This is a genomic window from Chitinophaga sancti (assembly GCF_034087045.1).
In the GTDB taxonomy this organism is placed as follows: Bacteria; Bacteroidota; Bacteroidia; order Chitinophagales; family Chitinophagaceae; genus Chitinophaga; species Chitinophaga sancti_B.
In genome coordinates this window covers 4,943,395-4,965,604 of the sequence record NZ_CP139247.1, presented here as the reverse complement: position 1 = coordinate 4,965,604, position 22,210 = coordinate 4,943,395, and the positions used below count along the sequence as shown (strand labels likewise).

Annotated in this window: 23 protein-coding genes; 6 read left to right on the top strand and 17 right to left on the bottom strand. The window is 40.9% G+C overall.

What is annotated here, in order from left to right; genetic code table 11:
* Positions 1-3: 3 nt before the first annotated feature.
* Together SIO70_RS20295 and SIO70_RS20290 are read right to left on the bottom strand one after the other, a co-directional pair.
* A complete protein-coding gene (locus SIO70_RS20295; RefSeq protein ID WP_320573781.1) occupies positions 4-765 on the bottom strand; it encodes a hypothetical protein in 762 nt (253 codons plus the stop codon).
* A 22-nt stretch (positions 766-787) separates the two neighbouring features.
* Entirely contained in the window at positions 788-1,081 is a 294-nt protein-coding gene (locus SIO70_RS20290; RefSeq protein ID WP_320573780.1) for a hypothetical protein, read from the bottom strand.
* A gap of 102 nt (positions 1,082-1,183) precedes the next feature.
* Between SIO70_RS20290 and bla the strand changes: the two genes are divergently transcribed.
* Complete coding sequence (bla, locus tag SIO70_RS20285; protein ID WP_320573778.1) at positions 1,184-1,909, top strand: subclass B1 metallo-beta-lactamase; 726 nt, start codon at positions 1,184-1,186, stop codon at positions 1,907-1,909.
* A 62-nt stretch (positions 1,910-1,971) separates the two neighbouring features.
* Here bla and SIO70_RS20280 read toward each other — a convergent pair whose 3' ends face one another.
* Positions 1,972-2,433 (bottom strand): YhcH/YjgK/YiaL family protein, encoded by a 462-nt coding sequence (locus SIO70_RS20280; protein ID WP_320573776.1) that lies wholly within the window; start codon positions 2,431-2,433, stop codon positions 1,972-1,974.
* 155 nt (positions 2,434-2,588) lie between these two features.
* On the opposite strand from SIO70_RS20280, the gene SIO70_RS20275 reads away from it, so the two are divergent.
* Positions 2,589-5,000, top strand: a complete 2,412-nt coding sequence (locus SIO70_RS20275; RefSeq protein WP_320573774.1) for an ABC transporter permease — start codon at positions 2,589-2,591, stop codon at positions 4,998-5,000.
* Between the two features lie 94 nt (positions 5,001-5,094).
* Positions 5,095-5,259 (top strand): cytochrome P460 family protein, encoded by a 165-nt coding sequence (locus tag SIO70_RS33460; RefSeq protein ID WP_414017934.1) that lies wholly within the window; start codon positions 5,095-5,097, stop codon positions 5,257-5,259.
* A 20-nt stretch (positions 5,260-5,279) separates the two neighbouring features.
* On the opposite strand, the gene SIO70_RS20270 is transcribed toward SIO70_RS33460, so the two are convergent.
* The 3 genes from SIO70_RS20270 to SIO70_RS20260 form a co-directional block, all read right to left on the bottom strand.
* A complete protein-coding gene (locus SIO70_RS20270; protein ID WP_320573772.1) occupies positions 5,280-6,404 on the bottom strand; it encodes a DUF5009 domain-containing protein in 1,125 nt (374 codons plus the stop codon).
* A 200-nt stretch (positions 6,405-6,604) separates the two neighbouring features.
* A complete protein-coding gene (locus SIO70_RS20265) occupies positions 6,605-6,928 on the bottom strand; it encodes a hypothetical protein (protein ID WP_320573770.1) in 324 nt (107 codons plus the stop codon).
* A gap of 579 nt (positions 6,929-7,507) precedes the next feature.
* On the bottom strand, positions 7,508-8,272 hold the full coding sequence (locus SIO70_RS20260; RefSeq protein WP_320573768.1) for an SDR family NAD(P)-dependent oxidoreductase: 765 nt from the start codon (positions 8,270-8,272) through the stop codon (positions 7,508-7,510).
* Between the two features lie 125 nt (positions 8,273-8,397).
* Between SIO70_RS20260 and SIO70_RS20255 the strand changes: the two genes are divergently transcribed.
* Positions 8,398-8,718 carry a helix-turn-helix domain-containing protein gene (locus tag SIO70_RS20255; RefSeq protein ID WP_320573766.1) on the top strand — a complete coding sequence of 107 codons (321 nt, stop codon included), beginning with the start codon at positions 8,398-8,400 and terminating at the stop codon, positions 8,716-8,718.
* A gap of 327 nt (positions 8,719-9,045) precedes the next feature.
* Here SIO70_RS20255 and SIO70_RS20250 read toward each other — a convergent pair whose 3' ends face one another.
* The 10 genes from SIO70_RS20250 to SIO70_RS20205 all read right to left on the bottom strand — a co-directional run bounded on the left by SIO70_RS20250 (position 9,046) and on the right by SIO70_RS20205 (position 18,813).
* Positions 9,046-9,438, bottom strand: a complete 393-nt coding sequence (locus tag SIO70_RS20250) for a hypothetical protein (protein WP_320573764.1) — start codon at positions 9,436-9,438, stop codon at positions 9,046-9,048.
* A gap of 105 nt (positions 9,439-9,543) precedes the next feature.
* Positions 9,544-9,954: a hypothetical protein gene (locus SIO70_RS20245; protein ID WP_320573763.1), complete on the bottom strand. Its 411-nt coding sequence runs from the start codon at positions 9,952-9,954 to the stop codon at positions 9,544-9,546.
* Positions 9,955-10,017: 63 nt separating this feature from the next.
* Positions 10,018-13,761, bottom strand: a complete 3,744-nt coding sequence (locus tag SIO70_RS20240) for a polymorphic toxin-type HINT domain-containing protein (protein WP_320573761.1) — start codon at positions 13,759-13,761, stop codon at positions 10,018-10,020.
* A 146-nt stretch (positions 13,762-13,907) separates the two neighbouring features.
* Positions 13,908-14,273, bottom strand: a complete 366-nt coding sequence (locus SIO70_RS20235) for a hypothetical protein (RefSeq protein WP_320573759.1) — start codon at positions 14,271-14,273, stop codon at positions 13,908-13,910.
* Positions 14,274-14,275: 2 nt separating this feature from the next.
* Positions 14,276-14,917 (bottom strand): hypothetical protein, encoded by a 642-nt coding sequence (locus SIO70_RS20230; RefSeq protein ID WP_320573757.1) that lies wholly within the window; start codon positions 14,915-14,917, stop codon positions 14,276-14,278.
* Positions 14,880-15,773 (bottom strand): hypothetical protein, encoded by an 894-nt coding sequence (locus SIO70_RS20225; RefSeq protein WP_320573755.1) that lies wholly within the window; start codon positions 15,771-15,773, stop codon positions 14,880-14,882. The genes SIO70_RS20230 and SIO70_RS20225 overlap by 38 nt, the downstream gene beginning before the upstream one ends.
* 130 nt (positions 15,774-15,903) lie before the next feature.
* Positions 15,904-17,004 (bottom strand): hypothetical protein, encoded by a 1,101-nt coding sequence (locus SIO70_RS20220; RefSeq protein WP_320573754.1) that lies wholly within the window; start codon positions 17,002-17,004, stop codon positions 15,904-15,906.
* 338 nt (positions 17,005-17,342) lie between these two features.
* Entirely contained in the window at positions 17,343-17,906 is a 564-nt protein-coding gene (locus SIO70_RS20215) for a hypothetical protein (protein WP_320573752.1), read from the bottom strand.
* Positions 17,907-18,193: 287 nt separating this feature from the next.
* A complete protein-coding gene (locus tag SIO70_RS20210) occupies positions 18,194-18,517 on the bottom strand; it encodes a LytTR family DNA-binding domain-containing protein (protein WP_320573750.1) in 324 nt (107 codons plus the stop codon).
* Between the two features lie 14 nt (positions 18,518-18,531).
* Complete coding sequence (locus SIO70_RS20205; protein ID WP_320573748.1) at positions 18,532-18,813, bottom strand: hypothetical protein; 282 nt, start codon at positions 18,811-18,813, stop codon at positions 18,532-18,534.
* A 102-nt stretch (positions 18,814-18,915) separates the two neighbouring features.
* Here SIO70_RS20205 and SIO70_RS20200 point away from each other — a divergent pair, with 102 nt between their 5' ends.
* Positions 18,916-19,569, top strand: a complete 654-nt coding sequence (locus tag SIO70_RS20200) for a hypothetical protein (protein WP_320573745.1) — start codon at positions 18,916-18,918, stop codon at positions 19,567-19,569.
* A 7-nt stretch (positions 19,570-19,576) separates the two neighbouring features.
* On the opposite strand, the gene SIO70_RS20195 is transcribed toward SIO70_RS20200, so the two are convergent.
* A complete protein-coding gene (locus tag SIO70_RS20195) occupies positions 19,577-20,116 on the bottom strand; it encodes a hypothetical protein (RefSeq protein ID WP_320573744.1) in 540 nt (179 codons plus the stop codon).
* A 465-nt stretch (positions 20,117-20,581) separates the two neighbouring features.
* On the opposite strand from SIO70_RS20195, the gene SIO70_RS20190 reads away from it, so the two are divergent.
* Positions 20,582-21,709 (top strand): Fic family protein, encoded by a 1,128-nt coding sequence (locus SIO70_RS20190; protein ID WP_320573740.1) that lies wholly within the window; start codon positions 20,582-20,584, stop codon positions 21,707-21,709.
* The last annotated feature ends 501 nt before the right edge of the window (positions 21,710-22,210 follow it).

The following is a 22,210-nucleotide window of genomic DNA, read 5'->3' as shown; positions in this document are numbered from 1 at the left end:
GGCTCAAAAAGCCATTTCTGCTCCTACGGGGAAAACTGCTGCCAGTTGGGCAAACATAGCCTTTACTTTAGTATCTGTCAACTGCCGGCTAATATCCGCCAGTCGGGGTATATTCAACCCATTGTCTTTTAATACCTGGTTAATTTCCTGTAAGCTCCACCCCTTCTCTCCTGAACACTTACCTGTAATCTCCAACGCCAGCGTATGTTGCAATAACCGGCATACAATATCACTGATCATCTCCGTCTCATAAATATTCAATGAGTCAGGATCCAACCCATTATACAAAGCAAATATCCGGATAGCATCATCAATATTCACTTCCTGCAGCTCATACGGAATGGTTTCCTTTATACGCTCCCGCGAGGTAACGATCACCGTCCATTTATGCTCCGCCAGGTAAGCCAGTAGTGAAGGATCTGCAGGTGCATTGTCCATACACAACAACTTATCGCCACCCATATTCACCAGCTTCAGCAACACATCGTGAACACTGGTCAACTGCCAGGTATCCATCAGTACTTTGAAATCATTTTCCAGCCACAGTGCATGCTGATAATACGGCTGCCCCATCAGGTTGAGCCGACGGATAGCCGAATTAAAAAACTGCTTCAGTAAAGCCGTTTTCCCGATACCCGCCAAACCACTGATACAGACCACCCGGTTCGAAATACCCGCAAAAGTATTGATCGCATCCAGGTCAGTCCTCCTTCCTTCGAATAAATTTTCAGTAGGGGCAGTGGTTATAAGAGAAGGTATCGACATCTTGTGCTGTTAGATAAGAAAATTAGATTTTGCCATCCTGCGGCAACACAATTCCATTGTGCGACATCCGCATCAGGCCAGAGAGTTGTTGAATTAATGCAGGCTGCGCTGTTAACAAGGCGACCAATTCCTGTTCTGCACCTTCCTGTACGGTCTGGTCAGTCGGAGATTTTCGAAGCGCGGCTATAATCGTTGCAGAAAGTCTGCTACTAATCCATCTTGACAAAGGAGTTTCTATTGCGCCACCTACTTTCAGATTAGCACTAAGGGCATTGACAGCACCGGCAGCAAGTTCTGAGATAGCTTGTTTATCCATGACAAATGAATTATTGATACTACAGGTGTTAAAAGTAGACTATCTATTATCATGAACGAGTTAATGAGAAGTTAACATGTAAATAAACTACATTTACAGTACATGAAAAGATCATTCCACCTACTACTCTACTGTATTTTTCCGTGTTATGTGTTCGCCCAAAAAGGGCTTCAGATCCAACACCTCAGCGGCCACCTGTACACCTATGTTACCTGGCATGAAAACGACGGTGCACAGTACCCGGCTACCGGTATGTACCTGCTAACCGGCAAAGGTGCCGTCATTATTGATACACCCTGGGATACGACCCGGATAAGGCCGCTCAGCGACAGCATTCTTCGCAGGCATCACCTGCCTGTATTAATGGTGATTGCCACCCATCATCACGGGGATCGTGCAGGTGGTTTTGATGTGTACAAAAGGATGGGGATTAAGACCTACTCTACTCAGTTAACCTACGATCTTTGCAGGGAATATAAAGAACCAAAGGCTGCCTATACTTTCAAAAAGGATACGACCTTCCATATCGGGGGGTATACATTCCAGACCTTTTACCCCGGAGAAGGGCACACTAAAGATAATATCGTCATCTGGTTTGGGCAGGACAAAGTACTTTATGGCGGTTGCTTTGTAAAAAGCCTGGAAGCAAAAGATGCGGGTTATACAGGAGAAGCGAACCTGGCGGCATGGCCGGCGAGTATTGAGCGGGTAAAAAAGGCATTTCCAGGTGCCCGGTATGTAATTCCCGGGCACCTGGGTGGCACGAGTCCGGCAGCTTTAGACCATACCAGTGAGCTGGCAAAGCTGCCAGGTTCAATCAAACCGTAAAAAAGCCTGATTGGATAAAACTGATAAGCTGACCAGGCGCCTTGTTAAATCAAACCTATCAGCTATCGGGCATCCACACTAATTTTTATCACTACCTTCTTCACCGCTACCGGCTGGTCAATCTTTATATTCGGCATATGCAGGTCGGTGGGGAAGAATATAGCAAACATGCCCTCTTTCAATACAGAAAAGAACATCGGTTTTTCTGCAAACAACATATAATCCGCCTCCGGATCATACGCCTTTGAAGGCTGATGACGCTGCATAAAATCATGGCCTACCAGCTCCTCCCCTTTTACTATGTATTGAATATCGATATACTTTCTATGCGATTCCATCTGTTCCCCCGCTGCATCCACCGTGTCATATTCATTCACTATCGCAAAAATGTCTTTCCCTTCTATCTCGTACTTCCCTTTTTCTACTTTACTGAAATCAGTGGAGAGTAAATATTCAAACGCACGGGCGAACTTTGGCCCTAAAAACGCATACCTTGAGTATTGTGCTAGTGTATCCAGTATCATAATTTAAATTTCGGGTGGGAAGATAATCAAAACCGTACATCATTCGTACCAAAAGCGGACACTTACGACCGAATTTTAATTACAAAGTATTGATTTACAGCATACATTAATTTTGGCATTTTCTTAGTACGCCACCATGACAAATAAAGATCTGCATGCTTAAGAATTATTTAAAGATCGCCCTCCGGAACCTATGGAAGCATAAAGGCTTTTCTGCCATCACCATTTTTGGCCTGGCTATCGGACTCGCTACCTGTCTGCTCATCACCCTCTTCGTAACGGATGAACTGAGCTATGATAAATTCAATGCAAAGGCAGACCGGATCTATCGACTGGATGCGGACTTCCTGATCAATGGCACTATCTTTCATGAAAGAAATACGCCTGCAGCATTTGGACCTTCCCTGAAAAGGGATTTTCCACAGATCGAAGAATTTGTGCGGTTTGACAACCAGGGTAAGGCACTGGTTAAAAAAGCAGAGGGCGAAGAAACGGCCATCGAGGAAAATACCAGCTTTGCAGATCCGGGCGTTTTTAAGATCTTTTCCCTGCCATTCATCGTGGGCGATCCGGCTACAGCCCTCTCTCAGCCCAATACGCTCGTTATCTCCGAGCGGATGGCACGCAAGTACTTCCAAAGTACCGATGTACTGGGAAAGACCCTTAAAATGGATAATACGACCTTTTATACTATTACCGGGGTGATCCGGAATACCCCTACCCAGTCTCATCTTCATTTCGATATGATCCGTTCTATGGGTCACCGGACAGATGATATGATGGACAAATGGCTCAGCAATAGTTATACGACCTATATACTGGCAAAACCGGGGGTGTCTGCATCCCGGGTACAACAGATCATCAATGAAGGCACTAAGCGATATATGGAGCCAGGTCTTATGAGTTACCTCGGGGAAAATTTCGCCCAGCTGGAAAAACATGGTGGTTACTTCCGTTACAATGCCATTGCGCTGAAAGATATTCACCTCCGCTCTACGAATAATGACGAAGCGGAACCAGGCGGTAACATCACCTATGTGTACATCTTTATCATTACGGGTGTATTGATTTTACTCATCGCCTGTGTGAACTTTATGAACCTGAGTACGGCCCGTTCTGCAGGCAGGGCACGTGAAGTTGGGGTACGCAAGGTATTAGGTTCTGAGAAACGTCACCTGGTTTTCCAGTTTATCAGCGAGTCTGTCTTAACAGCGTTTTTTGCTTTGTTGATAGCCGTGATCATCGCCGCGTCTTTATTACCTTATCTCAATAATCTTTCTGATAAATCCATCACGCTACACTGGACCTATCTCACCTGGATATTGCCGGGGCTTATTGTCACCTGCCTGGTGGTGGGATTACTGGCGGGGAGTTATCCTGCTTTCGTCCTCTCTTCTTTTGAACCTGTGAAAGTGTTGAAAGGCAAGTACTCCAAAGGGATGAAAGGTAGCTGGCTGCGTAATGGCCTGGTGGTATTTCAGTTTACCGCCACCATATTAATGCTGGTAGGTACACTGGTTATTTTCAAACAATTGCAGTTTATCCGCAACAGCAATACCGGTTATAACAGGGAGCAGGTGCTGGTATTACAGAATATCGGCGCACTCTGGAACCATGCAAAGAGTTTTCAGCAGGAGGTAAAACAGGTTCCGGGGGTGGTGAATGCAACCATTACCAGCTCACTGCCTACATCTGAATACAGAAATACCAATTCTTATTCCAAAACGCCGATGGCGGGGGATGGCAAGTTAATGGCGCTGGTGGAGTGGATGGTGGATGCTGATTATATTCCGACCATGGATATGCAGGTAGTAGGTGGAAGAAATTTCTCACCACAGATGCCGAGTGATACCAATGCGGTGTTGCTGAATGAAACGGCAGCGAAGGTATTGGGATATGAAGATCTCAAAGACCGGTATTTGTATAATGGAGGTCAATTCCATGTGATCGGCATAGTAAAGGATTTCAATGCTGGTACTATGAAGAGCAAAATTCCGCCATTGATTTTCAGATTGGGTGAGTATCGTCAATATATGGCAGTACGTATTAAGAGTAATGACCTTACCGGAGTGGTAGCACAGATCAAAGAAAAATACCAGCACCAGCAGGATATGTCAGGGCAACCATTCAGGTATACCTTTATGGATGATGACTTTGATCACATGTATAAAGCGGAAGAGCGTACCGGCCAGGTATTCACCATCTTTGCGGTACTGGCAATCATTATTGCGGCCATGGGCGTATTTGGTTTAGTGACTTATGCGGCGGAACAGCGGTCTAAGGAAATTGGTATCCGCAAGGTATTGGGAGCTAGTATTTCAGGTATTGTGGCCCTGTTGTCAAAAGAGTTTTTAAGGTTGGTGATTGTGGCGATACTGATTGCAACACCGCTTTCTTATGTGCTGATGAACCGCTGGTTGCAGGACTTCTCATACCGTACAAATATTGGCTGGACGGTGTTTGTGATAGCCGCGCTGGTGGCGATTGGGATTACTTTGCTGACGATTAGTTTCAGGGTGATAAAGGCGGCACTGGCCAACCCGGTGCATAGTTTGAAGGCGGAATAAAATATTGCAGGATGATTGCAATGGGAGTTTTTCTGCATCCACTTTATAATTTTTAAGATTCAATAAAGTCTATACCAACCCCTGATCTGTCCGGATCAGGGGTTTCGTTTTTACATTAGGCCGGGGATGGGCCAGGTGGAAAGGTGCCGATCTGAAACCCTATGGCAGGAATGCGACGTTTTCAAATGAGTGCACGAATTGTCACCGGCCACAGGAAAATAAGGATGATGTATTCACTTCACCGAAGGTTATATTTTAAGTATCGCTCCAGGGACCAGTTTAGATCTTAAGCCGGAGATGGACCTTTTCCATTCTACCCACTATCCAGATCACCATAAAGGCGATGGCAATACTTCTTACAATCCCACCTGGTCCATTACTTAAGAATGCAGGAAATTGAAAATGTACCAATAACATCAGTGAATATAACAGGTATGGAATGAGATAACAGGTCAATGTACTGGTCCCTGCAGGTTTGATAAATGAAAACCAGTGCATCTTACCTTTCAGATCTACTACCCAGATCATGATGGCGAATACAACCGTGCTGATACCTGCACATATCAATACCCATGAAGGTGTAGACCTGATTTTTGAAATTCCTTCTGTATAAGGTCGTACGATCAAACCAATCGCTATAGCAGCTACACCTATTCCTATTAACAGGGCAATTGATTTTTTAGGGATGCTGGAAATGACCACACCGGCCATGATCAATGTAATAGAAGACGCGTCTCCTATTACAGGAATATCCACTAATAACACCCCACTATGCTTTGCAAAATTGATCCCTGAAAAAACGGCCAACAATATTATTAATGCAGGAAATTTCCCCTTCACCAATAAAAAAACTGTTGCACTCACCAGGTAAGCCCAGCCTATAATACCTAGTATTCCCCACCAGGATGGCCGCATCCATTGACCGCCGTCCCCTTTGTACAAGGCAGCCATGGCTATGAGTAATACAATTCCTGATCCCTGCAAGAGGTATTGTTTCTTCTTATAATCCAACCAGATCAAAAAGAATCCAACCGTGATCAATATCTCCCATATTGCATACGGCAGGATGGCCGCGTCGCTATTATAACTTTCCAGGTTCACATGAAAAAATCCCATTACGATCAGTGCCAGTGAGCGGGTTAAAATATGTGTTTCTGTTTTGATAAATGACTCCTGCTTTGCAATTCGTTTGCCAATGGCAAATGGGATGGACAACCCGACAATAAATAAAAAGGCAGGGAATACGGTATCGGCAAACCCCATTCCATCATCTGCTGCTTTGGTATGTTCTATCCAGGCAGGGATGTTAGATACTCCACTGACATCGTTGACGAAGATCATGGCCAGCATGGTGATGGCGCGGAAGGCATCGATAGATAAGAGACGTTGAGACAAGTTTTTCATAATCGAACATTACATAACAAAATAGTAAATTTTATTTAATTTTTCCCCTCCCAACATTTAATGTGCTATGGACCATTTAATCTGTTATGCCCCATAAAACAAAAGGTTGCTTCCAGAACCACCTGGAAGCAACCTTGGACTTTAGACGTTATCATACACTTCAACATCCTCATGTCCTGCTACTAACTCTTTGTACGGGGTTAGGATACAATCTGTTCGTCAGCAGGCAGGTGTAGGAATTTCATCTCTACTATCGCTCCGTTGGTTCCTTTGCGGTATCCATTGATGTAACCCCATTCAAGGAGTTCTCTCATATAACGGAAATACGTTCTCCGGGAACCAAGATTAGTTTCATCCATCATTTCATATGACTTGATGTGGAGAACGGGGTTGTCATGCTGTTCATGCCATTTCAACAAAAGGTTGAGGTACAATATTACATGATGAGGTTTGATGTTTTTGTCTGCCATTCGTAGTTTCCAGAAGGCAGGAAGTTGTATGTATAAATTAAAGTAAGTGTTCATGGAAGATGCGATACATCGTTAATAAATGGATTACTAACAATACGAGGCGATTGCATCTTCGGGTCTTCGGTATACTCGGCCACGGCTGCATATGCAATCGGTCGTCACCAAGTATGGAATGACTAATGGGTTAAACATAGGCTTTTTTCGAAAGGTTAATAATGATTGAAATAACGGTATTTTACTGCAATGGGAAGTACAGTGTGCATAGCCGCCCAACTAAAAATCAGTCTACTTCGTCCTACATTATTTTCCTACGGAGCGAGATAAAAGTTTATCCTTTGAGGAAAGTATTAAAAACCAACAACATCCCCAGCCTTTTAAACAGGAACCTAAGGTTATTATTCCAGTAAATAAATATTCCTTTTTACCAATTCTCAAATATTATTCATGTCATATTTTTTCAAAAATGCTGATTCTGCAAGGAATTGAGATCAGTTAAAGGATGTGCAGTTGCGGAAGTGCTACAACATGCTGAGAAATTTACACCTGAATCCGTGCCTGTAGATGTGGCTATCCAGCACGTTACCAGGTATGGCTGAGGAATATACATTTCAAGTCATTGACATCCGAAAAAAGCTACTGAACTTTCAATATTTTTTTACTGATTTTATCAGCCATATTCAACACGCTACTTTTCGGTAAAAGTCTATTGAATAATTTAAGCATAGGAACATTCGGGTCAGGTGAGTATTCTGTTTTACCTTTGTTAATTGCGTTAATCGTTTTGTTTGCAAAATCCTGAACATTCACACCTCTTGACGTAAATCCTAATTGTTTAGGCATTTCAGTTTCAACCTGGGACGGAAGAATTTCAACAACTTTGAAATTTGTACCTTCCAGTTGTTGTCTTATCATTTTTGTAAATATGCTAAAACCTGATTTAGACGTAGAATACAAACCTAAAACAGGAAAAGGGAAAATCGCAATAGAAGAAGTAATATTTACAATTACGTTGCTTACTGACTTGTTTGCCTGACCTACAAATTGTTGCGTAACAGCAATAGCACCAGACAAGTTTGTATTTATCTTTTCAAAAATCTGAGCAGATGATAAGGCCGATTTTGTAATATCCCATTGCTCAACGACACCTGCGTTATTGAACAAAACATCTAAAACAATTCCGTCTGCTTTTATTCTTTTAAAAAGTTCATCAATTTCGTTGGCGACAGAAACATCAGCTACATAGTATGACACATTCGTATTTGCAGCAACAACCTTTTTCAGTTTATCCTCATTCCTTCCGCAAATGATAATTCTGTTGTCGTTTGACAACTTGTTAGTAAGTGCTTCGCCAATTCCCGACCCACCGCCAGTAATTAAAATTGTTCTTCCTTTCAACATAATTTTCCGTTTTGAATTGTAAATGTAAACCCAATAGTATACTTTTGCAAGCAGTTACAATAAAGTATACTAATAACTAAAAAGTTACTGTTATTAGAAATCAGGTAAATAAAACGAAAATAAACATGGAAAAATGTGTGAACAATGTTGAATCATTGCAATTCATCTTGCAGGTTTTGGGTGGAAAATGGAAATTGCACATTCTTTCCATACTGTATTTTGGTAAAAAGCGGTTTAAGGAATTGGAACGGGAAATAGCCGGTATTTCGGCTAAAATGCTCATCAAAGAATTGAAAGATTTAGAAGCCGCAGGAATTGTAAACCGACAAACATTTAATACTGTTCCAATAACAGTTGAATATAGTTTGACACCAGGCGGGTTAACAATGAAACCCCTGCTTGAACAAATGAACGAATGGGCAATAAAATTTCAACAGACAAAATAAAAAAGTAACTACTAATATCGTGTTGGCAATAAGTGGATGGGGAGTGTAAATTTTCATGTGTTAATGGTCTATGGTCTATGGTGGTGAATTAACTCAATAGGCACCCAAACGATGGAAGACCCTGCTGCCGGGACATTCCGCCTTCCACATCCGGCTGGGTTTCAAACAATGGGAAGGAGTTTACACAAAAAAAAATTACGCTCCCCTTTTAATAATGCTATATCCTAAAACACCTAATTGGGTTAATCAGAATCAATAAGAAGAGGTTGCATCATATATTTAGACGCAACCTCTTCTTATTGGTATGATACTACATTCTTAAAACATTCACAGTATACTCCAATAATTCAAATCTGGAAATTCCTGGATATCTTTATCACTAATTGTCTTCATTTTCTCCATAAATTCAACAGCTTCATGTAGTAGTTTTTTAAGTTCTCCAAAATCAGTTCTGGCTGTCTTTTTGAAAAAAGTTTTACGCCCTTCAAAATTAACTGGCTCATAGATCCTAATTACAAACACATTATTCTCATTAAACAGATCATCTTTGTCTCCATACCAGGCAATAGTGAGGAAAAACTCATATTGTCTAAAAAGAAAATCCAAACCTCCAATCTCACTATCTAACAGAAAATCCTGAGATTCGAGAGATTGATTTTCATCTAAAACAAATGGAGAAATAAACTTTGCATCATAGACCTCAACCCCAAAATATTTCATAAAATTCATTTTATTTATTTTCCTTACTGCAATAAATGGGCGAAACCCAGGATGCTCAGCTAGTATAAAAAACAGAAGAACTTTTTAATAGCCTATATTCTTATTTTAATCGCACAAATGGCTGTCATCCCAGTTTGCATCACGTGGGTATCCTGGAAGCGTGGATATTTCATCATCAGACATTTTTTTTATACTTTCAATAAAATCTATTCCTTCTTTCATCAACAACTTAAGCTCTTTTAAATCAGATTTAGAATTCTTATTAAAAAAAGTTTTTCCTAAAGTTCTTGGCCCTTCAATGACTCTTATAACAAAAACGTTTTTCTCATGTAATATATCTTCCTTATCACCATACCATGTAGTTGTAAGATCAAAGCAATAACCCCTAAATTCATATCTAAGAGTTCCTACATCTGACCCTAGAAAAAACCATTGGTCCTCCAATGGTTCATTTTCTTCTAATGGAAAAGGAGTAAAACAATAAGCACCATGTACTTCAATACCAAAATATTCCATAATTCAAACTTATTTAATTCTCATCCCACTCAATATTAATCAATCGAATATGGGATGAAGTATTCAATTTTTTATTTTTTTCAAATATTTTCTATAATCAACATCTGTAATTGGATGACCATGAACACTCCCATCACTCGCCAACTCAACTCTCAAATATTGAGTTTCTTTTCCTTCCGAAGCCCCAATTACTTTTCCAGCATCATAAATAAAATATTTCACACCTTTGCCTATAGGCACTTCAAGACCTTCACTTATAGCAGTCATTTCCAGCGTCCTCACCTCTTCCTTTACGGCACTCTTGTAAATCGCCTCATTATCTTTAGTCCACTTAATAACATCTTTCCAAGACATTTTGCTCAATAATTTATTTTTAAAACTCCATAGTATATGTTTACCATATTGTTCACTGATCCATACTGGGGCACAATTATTATGCACAAGTACTTTTTCGGAACTTACATAATAATTATGATTTGATTCTACTTCAAAGTTAAATACATTAATATAAGATGTGTCAATATTCCTGACACCGATAATTCTCTTAATATGCCCATTTGCATCATATAAAGAATCTCCAATTTTTAACTCTCCTGCTTTTGTCCATAAGCCATTCGCAAAATACGGATGGGTTAGCGTAGAAATAATGTCTGATCCATCTAAACTGATTTGAACTAATTTATTTATTGCATGCTTAAAAATATTAGATACCCTCTGTAACTCAACTTTATTCTTATAGTTCCCAGACGAGTCAATTTTTAAAACACTACATGAATATACTGAATCTCCAACTTCAATGTTTTCTATATTTTTAAATCCATCCTTGGTTAAAACCTGCGTATTCCCAGTGAAACAGAACCCCTCCTTTTGCATCATCCGCAAAAATCCTACTGCATTTTTACCTAACTTACCCACAATTCCTCTCACATACCTGCCCAACTCATCCATTTCACTATTTGGATCAATATCCTCAGGACCAGGATTTAATAACCCTGCAACAAATGTTCCCGTCTGTGCAATCAGGATTTGATTTTGCGGTTGGGAAACTGTTATTACTATAGTCTGATACGCTCTACCTCCCAGCATTATTATTTCAGGCGCCACCACTATAAGGACAACACCTCCCATTGCAACCATTGTATTAAACCCATTTTGACCAGCATAGGCAGCAGCACCATTTGAAGGCAGAACAATACCTTTAGGAAGAGGATGCCTAATAGCATCTGAAGCCATGTAGTAAAACTTATTTTGGGGATCGTAATAAGCAACTTCCATCCCATCCTGATCAATCCCTTCAATAGGTCTATTACTGGCAAATTGATATGGAGTTAATTCCGGATATTTTGGACTCAATGGATCCACACTTAAGAATTTACCTAATGAGGGATTGTAAATCCTCATACCATAATCCTGCAAACCAAACTCAATATCGTTTTCTTTTCCATTGAAACCATATCTATAACTATTATCATCATAATGCCTGTCTGGCTGCATCATTCCAAATGGATAATAATCCTGAGCACTATTCACGATTGCCTTATTGTCTACAGAAAGGTTATCCGTTATAGTAGCCAAAACATTCCCTAAATGATTCGCTAATTCAAAATGCTTATTACCTGATAAATCCCAAATACTACTTTCATTTCCACTTGAAACGAGCATATCCGGCTCCCAAACACCTAATCTATTACTTCCATATAAATGCTGCTCTTTCCAATAAATATTACCATCTCCATCCTTATTTCCATACACAGCTAAAACATTCCCTATCGCATCCCGAACATACCATGTCTTTTCTGTTATGCCATTATGTGTATATCCTTTATAAACTCTATTTCCCAGGGCATCATAACGGTATTCCATAGCGCTTCCATCTGTCTTAATAATACTCTTAATTTTACCATAAACCGTCCATTCTATATTACTAATCCCAGCCTGCACATCTGCGGTTAAGTTGCCAATGTTGTCATACTGATAATTATTATCATTCTGTGATTTCAAATCTTCAGTATATTCTCCAGAGCTTACTGCATCTTTCACCTGCAAAAGCTTGTTATTGACCAAATTCCCAGAGTTATCCTTTGAATACCCATAAGTAAGATTGTCCATTGCAACTGCCTTTCCTCCAGCTCCACTTCCATTTCGCAAGTATGTCAGAATATTTCCATTCCCATCATATGTTACATCTTCTTTGAATGCACTACCTGCAGTGCTGGCACTCCAGTCATTTGCGCCTAAACTAAGTGCATGTTGCCTCATGCCTTTAAGTCTATTTAATTGGTCATAGCGGTATGAATACCCAACTGTATTATTAAATTGACTAAGTGCTACTGTGCTGCGGCTTATATTACCATTATAAAGATCACTTCCTACCTCTGATGTTGAGTTTGCAGTCCAGCTTAAAGGCAATGCTTTAGTATTATCAATTGGTTTGTAATCTCCCTTATAATAATCCAAAGAATACCCATATACATCCGGCCCAATTACAGAACGTGATGTACCCTGTTTACCATCCTGACCAAAATCGTAATCTGGCGATAAATATTGTCCATTCGCAGCCTTTGGCCATTTTTGAAGTGTATAGATATAATCATTACCCTGCACTAACGGATCATTCCCAAGTTCTTCCCTTGCTAATAAACCATGTAAATAATAATGATAAGTAGCATCTGTTTTGGGATTTTCAATATCCCATCCATCAGAAGAAAAAGAGTTTATCCCTGTTGTTGCCTTTACAACCCTATTATCAGCATCATATTGATAACCATACCAGAACTTGTCTGTTTTATTATCCAGATATTGGTATCGTAGCTTATTAACCTTTGATGTGGCAAAATCATACTGATATTCTATTTGCTTAATTTCAAGCCCCTTGATTTGTTGCCAAATCGTTCCTGCATTCCCCAATTGATCATAACTATAATAAGTAACCTCTTCTACATCATCAGTTTGATTTTCCCGATACGTTAATGCCGCTACTCGCTTACGTAGGTTGTTTTGATTATACGTAAACCCATTATCTAAATATGGAACATCAAAATAGCTATGAGTAATTTGTGAATTTGTTCCTCTATTTTGGAAAGTAATTAAATTATCATCACTAATATATCTATCAGTTGCAGCCAGGCTAGCTCCTGATTTTTCTCCTACTTCCACTACCCTATTTTGTCCATCAAAAAGTGTATATGTAAATTTATTGAAAGTGGCCTGCTGTGCATTTTGTGTAACCACTAAATTACCTTTTCTATCATACCAGGATTTACTAACCCCTCCATCTGGGGTATTCTGCACACTTATAGAATTCAATGACTGAAATGCATAAGAACTTGCCATTCCATGACTCGGATACACCGCGCTATACTGCGATTCCGTAGTCCCTCCATCTATCGTCCCTGCCGAGCCTTCCGCCGGTACATTAAACCTACCCCTATAAATCAACGACTCACTCAGCGCATCATAATAATCCGATGCAAGCGACATACAAGCCTCCGCCGCATTTGCAGCTATCTCAGCTGTGGTAAGTTCACGATTATAATACCTGATCTGTTTCAGATATGCAAGATTCTCCGGGTAAACACCATTCGAAAGCTCCCATCCACATGTCCCATTCGGTGCATCTGCACCCGCAGCCGGGCAAAGCTTCCCATTTACATACACAGACAGATTATCCTGATTCAGGCTCGATCCCTGGAATACAAGATGCGTCCATGACCTCAATGGCAATACTGCCTGCATATCCACAACCGTATGCGTAGACTTCGAGATATCAATCTGCCCGGTAGTAGCTGATATTGCATAAACATCCAAATAAATATCTTTTAAATACAGGCCCGGCAAGACTACCAGGCCTTACTCATACTTACTCTATGTTAACCCTAATAACTCTTAATATCTTTTAAATACAGGCCCGGCAAGACTACCAGACCCTTTTCATACCTACATTTTCCGATCCCTCAAGCTGTATCCATAAAATCTTCTTCAAAAAAAATCCGCTCATTCTCCCTCATACTTGCAAGAAACCCTTCCCGGTACCGCCCACCTAAGTCAGTGAAGGCAGCATTGATCACTTTATCTACAAATCGCTTACACCCTACCATATCATATATATCCATCAAAGACACCTGGTATTCCTCATTCTCCCTGATCCAATTTCTCAAATGCACCACTCTTGCATACGTGACCTGGTAAGGTTCCCAACAGCCCGCCAGTTCAATGGCCCTATCTATGGAATAATCATCCGCCTGCGCTGTAAATGCCTGCCCACAAATTTCCAATACCCGCGACCCATCCAATTGATTATTTATTTTTACTAAGAACATGATTACTTCCGTTTATCTGTTGACAAATTGCTATAAACAACCAGGTTAAACATTTCGCGCATACGACTACGAATGCGATTTCCATATATTGCTTCCAGCTCATCACTATTCAGGTTCGTCGTAATATGCGTGATCATTTTCCTGGAAATAAAATAGTTGTACCGTGACAATAAGATCTCTGCGATGACATTGGTATTATTTCCATAGTAATTCCCTGTGGGTTCCGATCCGAGGTCGTCAAAGCAATGCACGAGTGGCTGAGAAGAGTATGACCAAAACGCGCCCCTGGTGTATGGTTCAATACCCTCATATCCCTTCGTGTTAAAATCAAATACCACGTCGCTGCACGCACGAAAAACAGGTTTTTCCGCCGAAGCGCAAAAATTGCTCATGATCTTCAGGATAGATGTTTTACCACACCCTACCGGACCAACGAGAAGTATGCCTTTGTCCAGGTTGATCCCTTCCGATTCCGCCACTCTCTTATCTTTCAGGAAATAAGATAATAACCTGTTGATCACTGGTTTATCAACATCATCGATTACAAAATCGCGGCCGAAAAGATCTTTCCCTGTTTTGGACACATGCTGCTGCATGAAATGATAATCATAGGGGCTCGCTATATAATTTGTTTTTGTCGACATGCAACTTTCCTGGTTTTTCATTCCTGGTTATTCTGATACTCTCGATCCATTTCGAGGCGAGCGATTTCCAATTCGCTATCGGAAGCGAGCCTAACCGCCAGTTAATCGCATCGTAATGGTAGAAAAATTTGCGGGCTTCCTGGGCCGTTTGACCTTTTTGCGCAAACCAATGCGTGGCCGCTTCCATTGTTGGAATTTCTTTTTCATGAATAATTAATTGGGGGGATGGGAGTGCCTGTTTACACTCATTTCCCCTGTTTATTTGTTTATTATTAAAATTGTGTAGCAAATTTGCTACTGAGACGGTACCATTTTTGGGCCCTGCATCAGTAGCATATTTACTACCGATATCAGTGGCATATTTGCTATCCGTACCAGTAGCATTATTGCTACCTGCATCAGTAGCATATCTACTACCATCAGTAGCATATTTGCTACCACCCGATCGGCTCCCGGTATAAGAAATGATACTGATGTGGCAGGGAACATATATTTTCCCGGAGGGACGATAGATGATATATCCACATTCATGCAACCATTTCAGGGCATGCGTATACGTCTTGGTAGATCCTATTCCACTGGTCGCCATCACCTGCTCGCGAAATACCGGGAAAATATCCCGGAAACGATGTTTGTTCCAGGCCATAAAGAGCGACAAATACAAACTGATATGATGTGCTTTTAACCGGCGCTCATTCTTTAACCTTGCATAGAAAGCATTCATATGGCGTATGTAGTTGATCTCACCTGCTTCCGCCGTAATATCCTGTTCCGGGGGCATTATATTCAACTGCTTTTCAGCCAGCACACCTATTTTGAAATGATGAAATTCATCGGAAGGTAAATTTGAAATCATAGCGAATTTTTGTTTTGTTGATGATGCAAATGAAGTTCAATAAACGATGCCAGACTAGTGACAGGGGTGACAAACAGGCTTGCGACTAATTGATTGTAAAAGTGTTATTAAATAAAAAAAGTGCGCGCTTTTAATCAGCATTGATACGTTTACTCGTATGAAACAGGTCAAGTAGTAATTGCTTTACCGTTTCTATACTGGCTGCAGAATAATCATACATTTTTCTCCGAAGACTATCTGCTGAAATAGCCGGTTGATTATTCGTAGCAAAATACCTGGCAAAAAACTCCGCCACTTCGCTTTTATTGTTATTCAGGATCAATCCATGTTCGATCATTAGCCGTAACAGGAAGGCCAATTCATTGACAGACAGATCTACTTTCACTTTAAAATTGTGCCACCGGGCCACCTCTTGTGAGGGCATTGTTTCATCGATCTTGATTTTATATTCCAGGAATTCACTTTCATGCATTAGCCAGTCACTGATCTGGTCTTTTAGTGATAGTTGATCAATATTGTATGCATAACCGTACTGTTCCTGCTGCTGGTTATTCATTTTCAACAACCATTTTGTTTGTGTAAGTTGTTGATGAGTTGTCGGATGCGAATTGATCTCTACTGATAACAACTGTAGTTTATATTTCAGGTACATGCTATCATTAAAATTCATATAAAGCAACAGGGCGTCTACATCTTCGGGGAGACTGTCTGGCTGTAGGTTTCGCAGGCATTTGCTCAACTCCCTGGTATAATAAAGCTGCCGGAAAGTGACATGATCCGATCGCAGGGTTTCTTTAATAGAAGAGTGTACAATATTCATTACATCAGTGCCTGGCAGTATCCGGTTCAGGAGCAGGGTTTCCCTGGCTAATTCCTCGCGGGCTGTGAGCAGGTGAAGCCGGGAAATGTTATAACTAAGATCCAGGTAGGCCAGATAGTTCTCTTCAAGGTATAACAACAGATCATACAAGGTGAAGGAAAGCTGCACTAGCTGATGGTCTGATTGCTCTGTGGTAAACAATTCAGGAGGAAACTGGTTCGTAATGGTTGCCAACAGGAATAAAAGTTTGTTTTGATATAGCTGGATGCGTTGTTTCAATCCGTTATCATCTGCATAAAGAGTATGCTGCCATTCGGCGATAATCCTGTTTTTTTCTTCATGCAGGATGGCAGGAAAATCCGCTTGACCAGTGGCGTTCACCAGGTGTTCGAAGGTAGATAATTGATTCATGTGAGTATTGAATTTGATCATAGGGCAAAGTACCGGGGCATCACTGCAACGAGCAGGGGTATCACAAGTGACACCATGACGTGAAAACCAATACAGTACTGGATAGTATCACAAGAGACACTACGATATTTACAAAAAAAAGTTGCTCCCGAATAATCGGGAGCAACATGGGATTAAGAAAAAAAGCAGAAGCTTTTTAAAAACAGCCAGGTATTCTAAAGAGGACATTGGATTGTCTGAAGGAGCAATTGGATTTTTAAAATGCAATTGCGGTTTTAAAATGTAATTGACGGTTTAAAATGCAATTGGCCGCTTAACATCCAATAGCCTCATTAAGATTACAGCACTATTTCCTTCACCGTTTCATTCCCAGGCAGATCCTTTGCACTCACGGTGATCATACTACCCTGCACCGCATCATTCAACACGGTAGCGGTGTATAACCAGTCCAGCCCATTCTCCAACAGTATAGCATCTCCCTGTTCGAGCAATACACCCGCTGCATTGGTGATTTTCACTCTCACACCGGCTACTTTGAAATCATCGGTAGCCCTAACGGTGATGGTAGTACCAATAGCACCGGTATAACCGGCTGTGGTGACATCATTGATCTCAGGGGCTTTGAAAGCATCCCGTAAGGCCACGTTATAGGCAGATTGGTCATTTTTTGCCGCTGCCTGGTATTGTGCTTTCAGATCAGGGTTCTGCATCACCGCTTTTGCATAGATAGTACCCTGTTTAAATCTCTGCTGCACTTTGAGTTGATCTTCCGTAGGATCTACAGAACTTGCCTTGCGGTGTTTGCCTATCAGGACAGTACCGGATCTTTTGGTGGTAATGGTAAGTTCTTTCCCTACGGTTCCGGAAGCGGATTTCCAGATCATTGCTGCTGATTTTGCCATGATATTTGTTTTAAGGGGTGAAAAAGATGGGATACAGTGGGATAAAAGGTGCCTCTCTTTTATCCCCGGCACGGCCTGTATTCCTGGAGCAATGATCGGGAAGAAATGGGTGCGAAATAAGAAAATCTGTTGGGGAATCGAAAAGTGGGGATTGAGGAATCGAAAAGAGGGTGATGAGGGTGGGGATGAATACTTTAAAAGCCTTCACTACGTTCACGAAAGGTTTTTAGCCAATCTATCACAAACAACCTCGCCATCGTCCTCCTCACAAAATTGCCATGAACCAATCAAAACACGACCTTCACCCGCTCAAAAAACTTCTCCGCATACGCCTTCGTCAAAGCCACCTCCTTATCCAAAATAAAAATCGACTCCACCGTAAACCCACTAATATGGCCCATCCCCACCAAACAAGATCTGTTGACCCTACAAAAATGTGCCTCAGGCAATATCCCTTCCAGTTCCCCCAGCGTGCTATTCACCAGGTAATGACTACCAGTGGTAACGATCTTAGAACATCCTCCACATGCCTCCACCAGCACAATACCCTGACTATCCACTCTCGTGAAAAGCCCATTTGATTGTTTAACAAAAAGAAAATCATCCATCATCTAAAAAAAGGATTTTACTTTCCACCTTCCATATACCTCCAAAACCGATACGCTAGCCACTCTGGCCGCTGATCGCGATAATAACCGCAAAATTCCCCCAGCGTCAATTTATAGGTCAAAGGTTTATCCAGCGAAACTTTCGCCTTATTCAATAATCTGTAAGCAGTAGATAATGATTCATCTATCATCCACATGAGCGCCTTTGCTCTTATCAACTCATGAAATAAATATGCATACTCGCCATTGACAGTAAATTTCTCAAAACTGTCAATTTCGTCCCGTTTTTCATTGCTCAATACGCTGAAATTTATTTTGTTTATAATTGTTTTGGGTAAAACAAATATAGAAATAATGCCGCTCCCATGGCCATTTTGGACTACTCAAAATTTAAATTAATTATGCCGGCAAAGAGTAAATTATTGTTGCATCTTCATAATAAAAAGTTCCAAAAGAAAATCCCCAAAAGAACACTGAATCCAGAATTTACAACCGCCATCCGTGCAGCAAAACTGATCAGGGTTTGCGCTGCTTTGATGAAGCCAGATCGCAGTCGTTTTCACCGGCTCGCGAAGTTTATACTACATCATGTCATTCATGCAGACACCTTCCACAAAACAGGCGAGCGGCAAATACTCATTGAAAATTTAAAGGTTTTTGAGGGATATGAGTTCGACCCGGATCACCAGGTATCGAATTACATTCCTGCCGGAATAATAACAGGCATTGAGAATAAGATCACGCTCACAATTCCATGTGCCGGGATCAGGTGGCCGGTGCATACTGCTTATTGTAAAATTATATTGTTGGGTGTGGGAATAGATCTTGCATCTTATACCTCCACTTCAGTATGCGGAAGCACAGCGTGGTTCGCGAGGAGCGATCTGCAGGCAGGACCTGTTTATATTGAAATAAACAATGATCAACCGTTATTTGTAGCTATAGGGGTAGCCTATACGAACGACAAAGCATCCGCTATTACTTGTCAGGCAGTAAAAATAATTGGCGTTAATATCGGGAACAAAGAAAGAATTTTACGCCCTGAGAATAAGTAATACTTTTCTATTCCAATCTCACCACCCTCACCGTCTCATTCCCTGGCAGATCGACCGCCACTACTATCACCTTCCCCCCTGCTGGTAATTCTTTCCCCTTATAATACCAATCCACACCATTTCGCCCTAATACCGCATTGCCACGTTCCAGTATACTACCTGACGCATCTTCTATGCGAATTTCCACTGCTGCTACCCTAAATTCATCTTTTGCCGTCACGACCACCGTTGTGTCTTCGAACTGTATCTGCTGCACTTCGGGAGACTTATATGCATCTTTTACTGCCATATTATAAGCATTCTGACCAGGACCCGCCAGTGACTTATAATAAGCCTTTAGCGCAGGATCCTGCAAGATCAATTTTGCATAAGCCGCAGCTACTTTCATTTTATACCGGGCTTCCAGCTGTTTGGTTGTCGGCTTATTCTTTGACGGGCCACGTTTTTTTGCCATTATAATCTGGCCATTCCGTTCGTAAATCGTGATCTGATCGCCGAGGGTACCTCTGACAAGTTGAAGGAGTATGTTGTCTTTTACAAGTGCCATAACAAACAATTTTGGGGGTAATAAGAACAATGTTAAAACCTTCGGCGGAATTATAGTGTAACTATATTACTAAATGAGTACTAATACTACACTTAATGAGCACCTCAATATCGAATGGATATAGAAATGTACTTTTAATGTACTTATGGTGTACTAATAGAAGTATAGCTATACTATAGCCATGAAGCAAATAGTCTATAATTACATAGAGCTAGTATAGTTCCTGCCACGTGGGTGATGGCTTCATCGCTATAATGGGGAGATTGGAATTTCACCAATTCAAAAATTGCAGGTAAGCGGCAGTAGCCACTCTGCTTCTTCCCGTATTTTCAAATACGGTTCCGAAACAAACATATCGCACGATAGACCTTGCGTAGATTACGCCCTACATTCTACGCAAAAAATGCGTAGAATATTTCTTCGTGCGAAGAATATTAGCTATATTTGACGCAAATCTTGCGTAGAATGAGTTACATCTACCTATATCAATTGAAAGATTGGCCCCATTTCCAATGGGATAAGGAGGCAATAACCGAAATACTTGCGGATGTACGCTTCAGGCAAGGCAGGCTATTAGGTAGTATGGAGAGTTTAGGCTTTAATTTACAGGACGAGGCCACGTTAGAAACACTCACCCTCGATGTAATCAAATCCAGTGAGATTGAAGGCGAAATCTTAAACCATGACCAGGTTCGCTCTTCAATCGCCCGTCGATTAGGCATCGAAGTCGCTGGATTGATCCCTGCTGACAGAAATGTAGAAGGCATTGTCGAAATGATGCTGGATGCTACACAACGACATGCCAAACCATTGACTACCGATCGTCTATTCGGTTGGCAGGCATCCATGTTCCCCACTGGCTTTAGTGGTATGTATAAAATTGTAGTCGGCACCTGGCGTAACAATGCCAAAGATGATCCAATGCAGGTAGTCTCCGGTGGAATGGGCAGGGAAAAAGTCCATTTTCAGGCCCCGGATGCAGATAAGCTGGATGCAGAAATGAATCAATTCATTAACTGGTTCAATAGCGAAAATACAATAGACCCTATAATAAAGGCAGCTATTGCACATTTATGGTTTGTCACCATCCATCCCTTTGACGATGGAAACGGTCGTATAGCCCGTGCAATAACCGATATGCAACTGGCTAGGGCTGATGAAACCTCCCGCCGGTTCTACAGCATGTCAGCCCAAATCAGAACTGAAAGAAGCGCTTATTACGACATATTGGAACGTACTCAAAAAGGCTCAACAGATATCACAGAATGGATAATATGGTTCATTACCTGCCTAAGCCGTGCATTGAATGCTACCGAGCATACATTGTCAACTGTCATTAAAAAGGCAAAATTCTGGAACCATCCAGTAACCAAAGACTTGAATGATCGACAAAAACTAATGCTCAACAAACTGTTAGATGGCTTTGATGGCAAGTTTACATCTTCCAAATGGGGGAAGATCGCCAAGTGCTCTCATGATACCGCCATTCGCGATATACAAAACTTAATAGATCGAAATATCCTGTTAAATGATGGATCTGGGGGAAGAAGTACAGGATATTTACTTAATGAGAATTTTTACGAGGAAAAATGATCCTGCTCTACTGAGTTAACATAAAGTTGTATGTATAATATGGATATATGAATATATGATAATTGTGGGTACTGTTTTTTTCTGTGCCTTAACTCTGTATTAACCTATTTGAATTGAAAAATTATTTTCCTTCGCTTAACAATTCGACCAATTCTGTACAAAATGTAACCCTTCCATGAAGTTAATCGCATTAATACCGATTGCTTTCTTATTGCTTCCTAGTTGTGTGAAAGGGCAAGACAGCATAAGCAACCAAACTAAGTTTATTAAACATATAGAAACATCAACCTTAAACTATGAAAGAAAAATCATTCGTTGTTTCGATAAAATGCTAATCAGGTTTAGCAAAGAAGAGAACTATAGTTAACTGAAAATATTCATAATTATATTTAGAACAGGAAGGCAGAATTACAAAGCCTGCTGATCCAATATGCAGCATTCACAAAGAATTTTCAGCGCTTAGGCAAACAGGTTTTCTAGAACTCATTTCATAAATGCTTT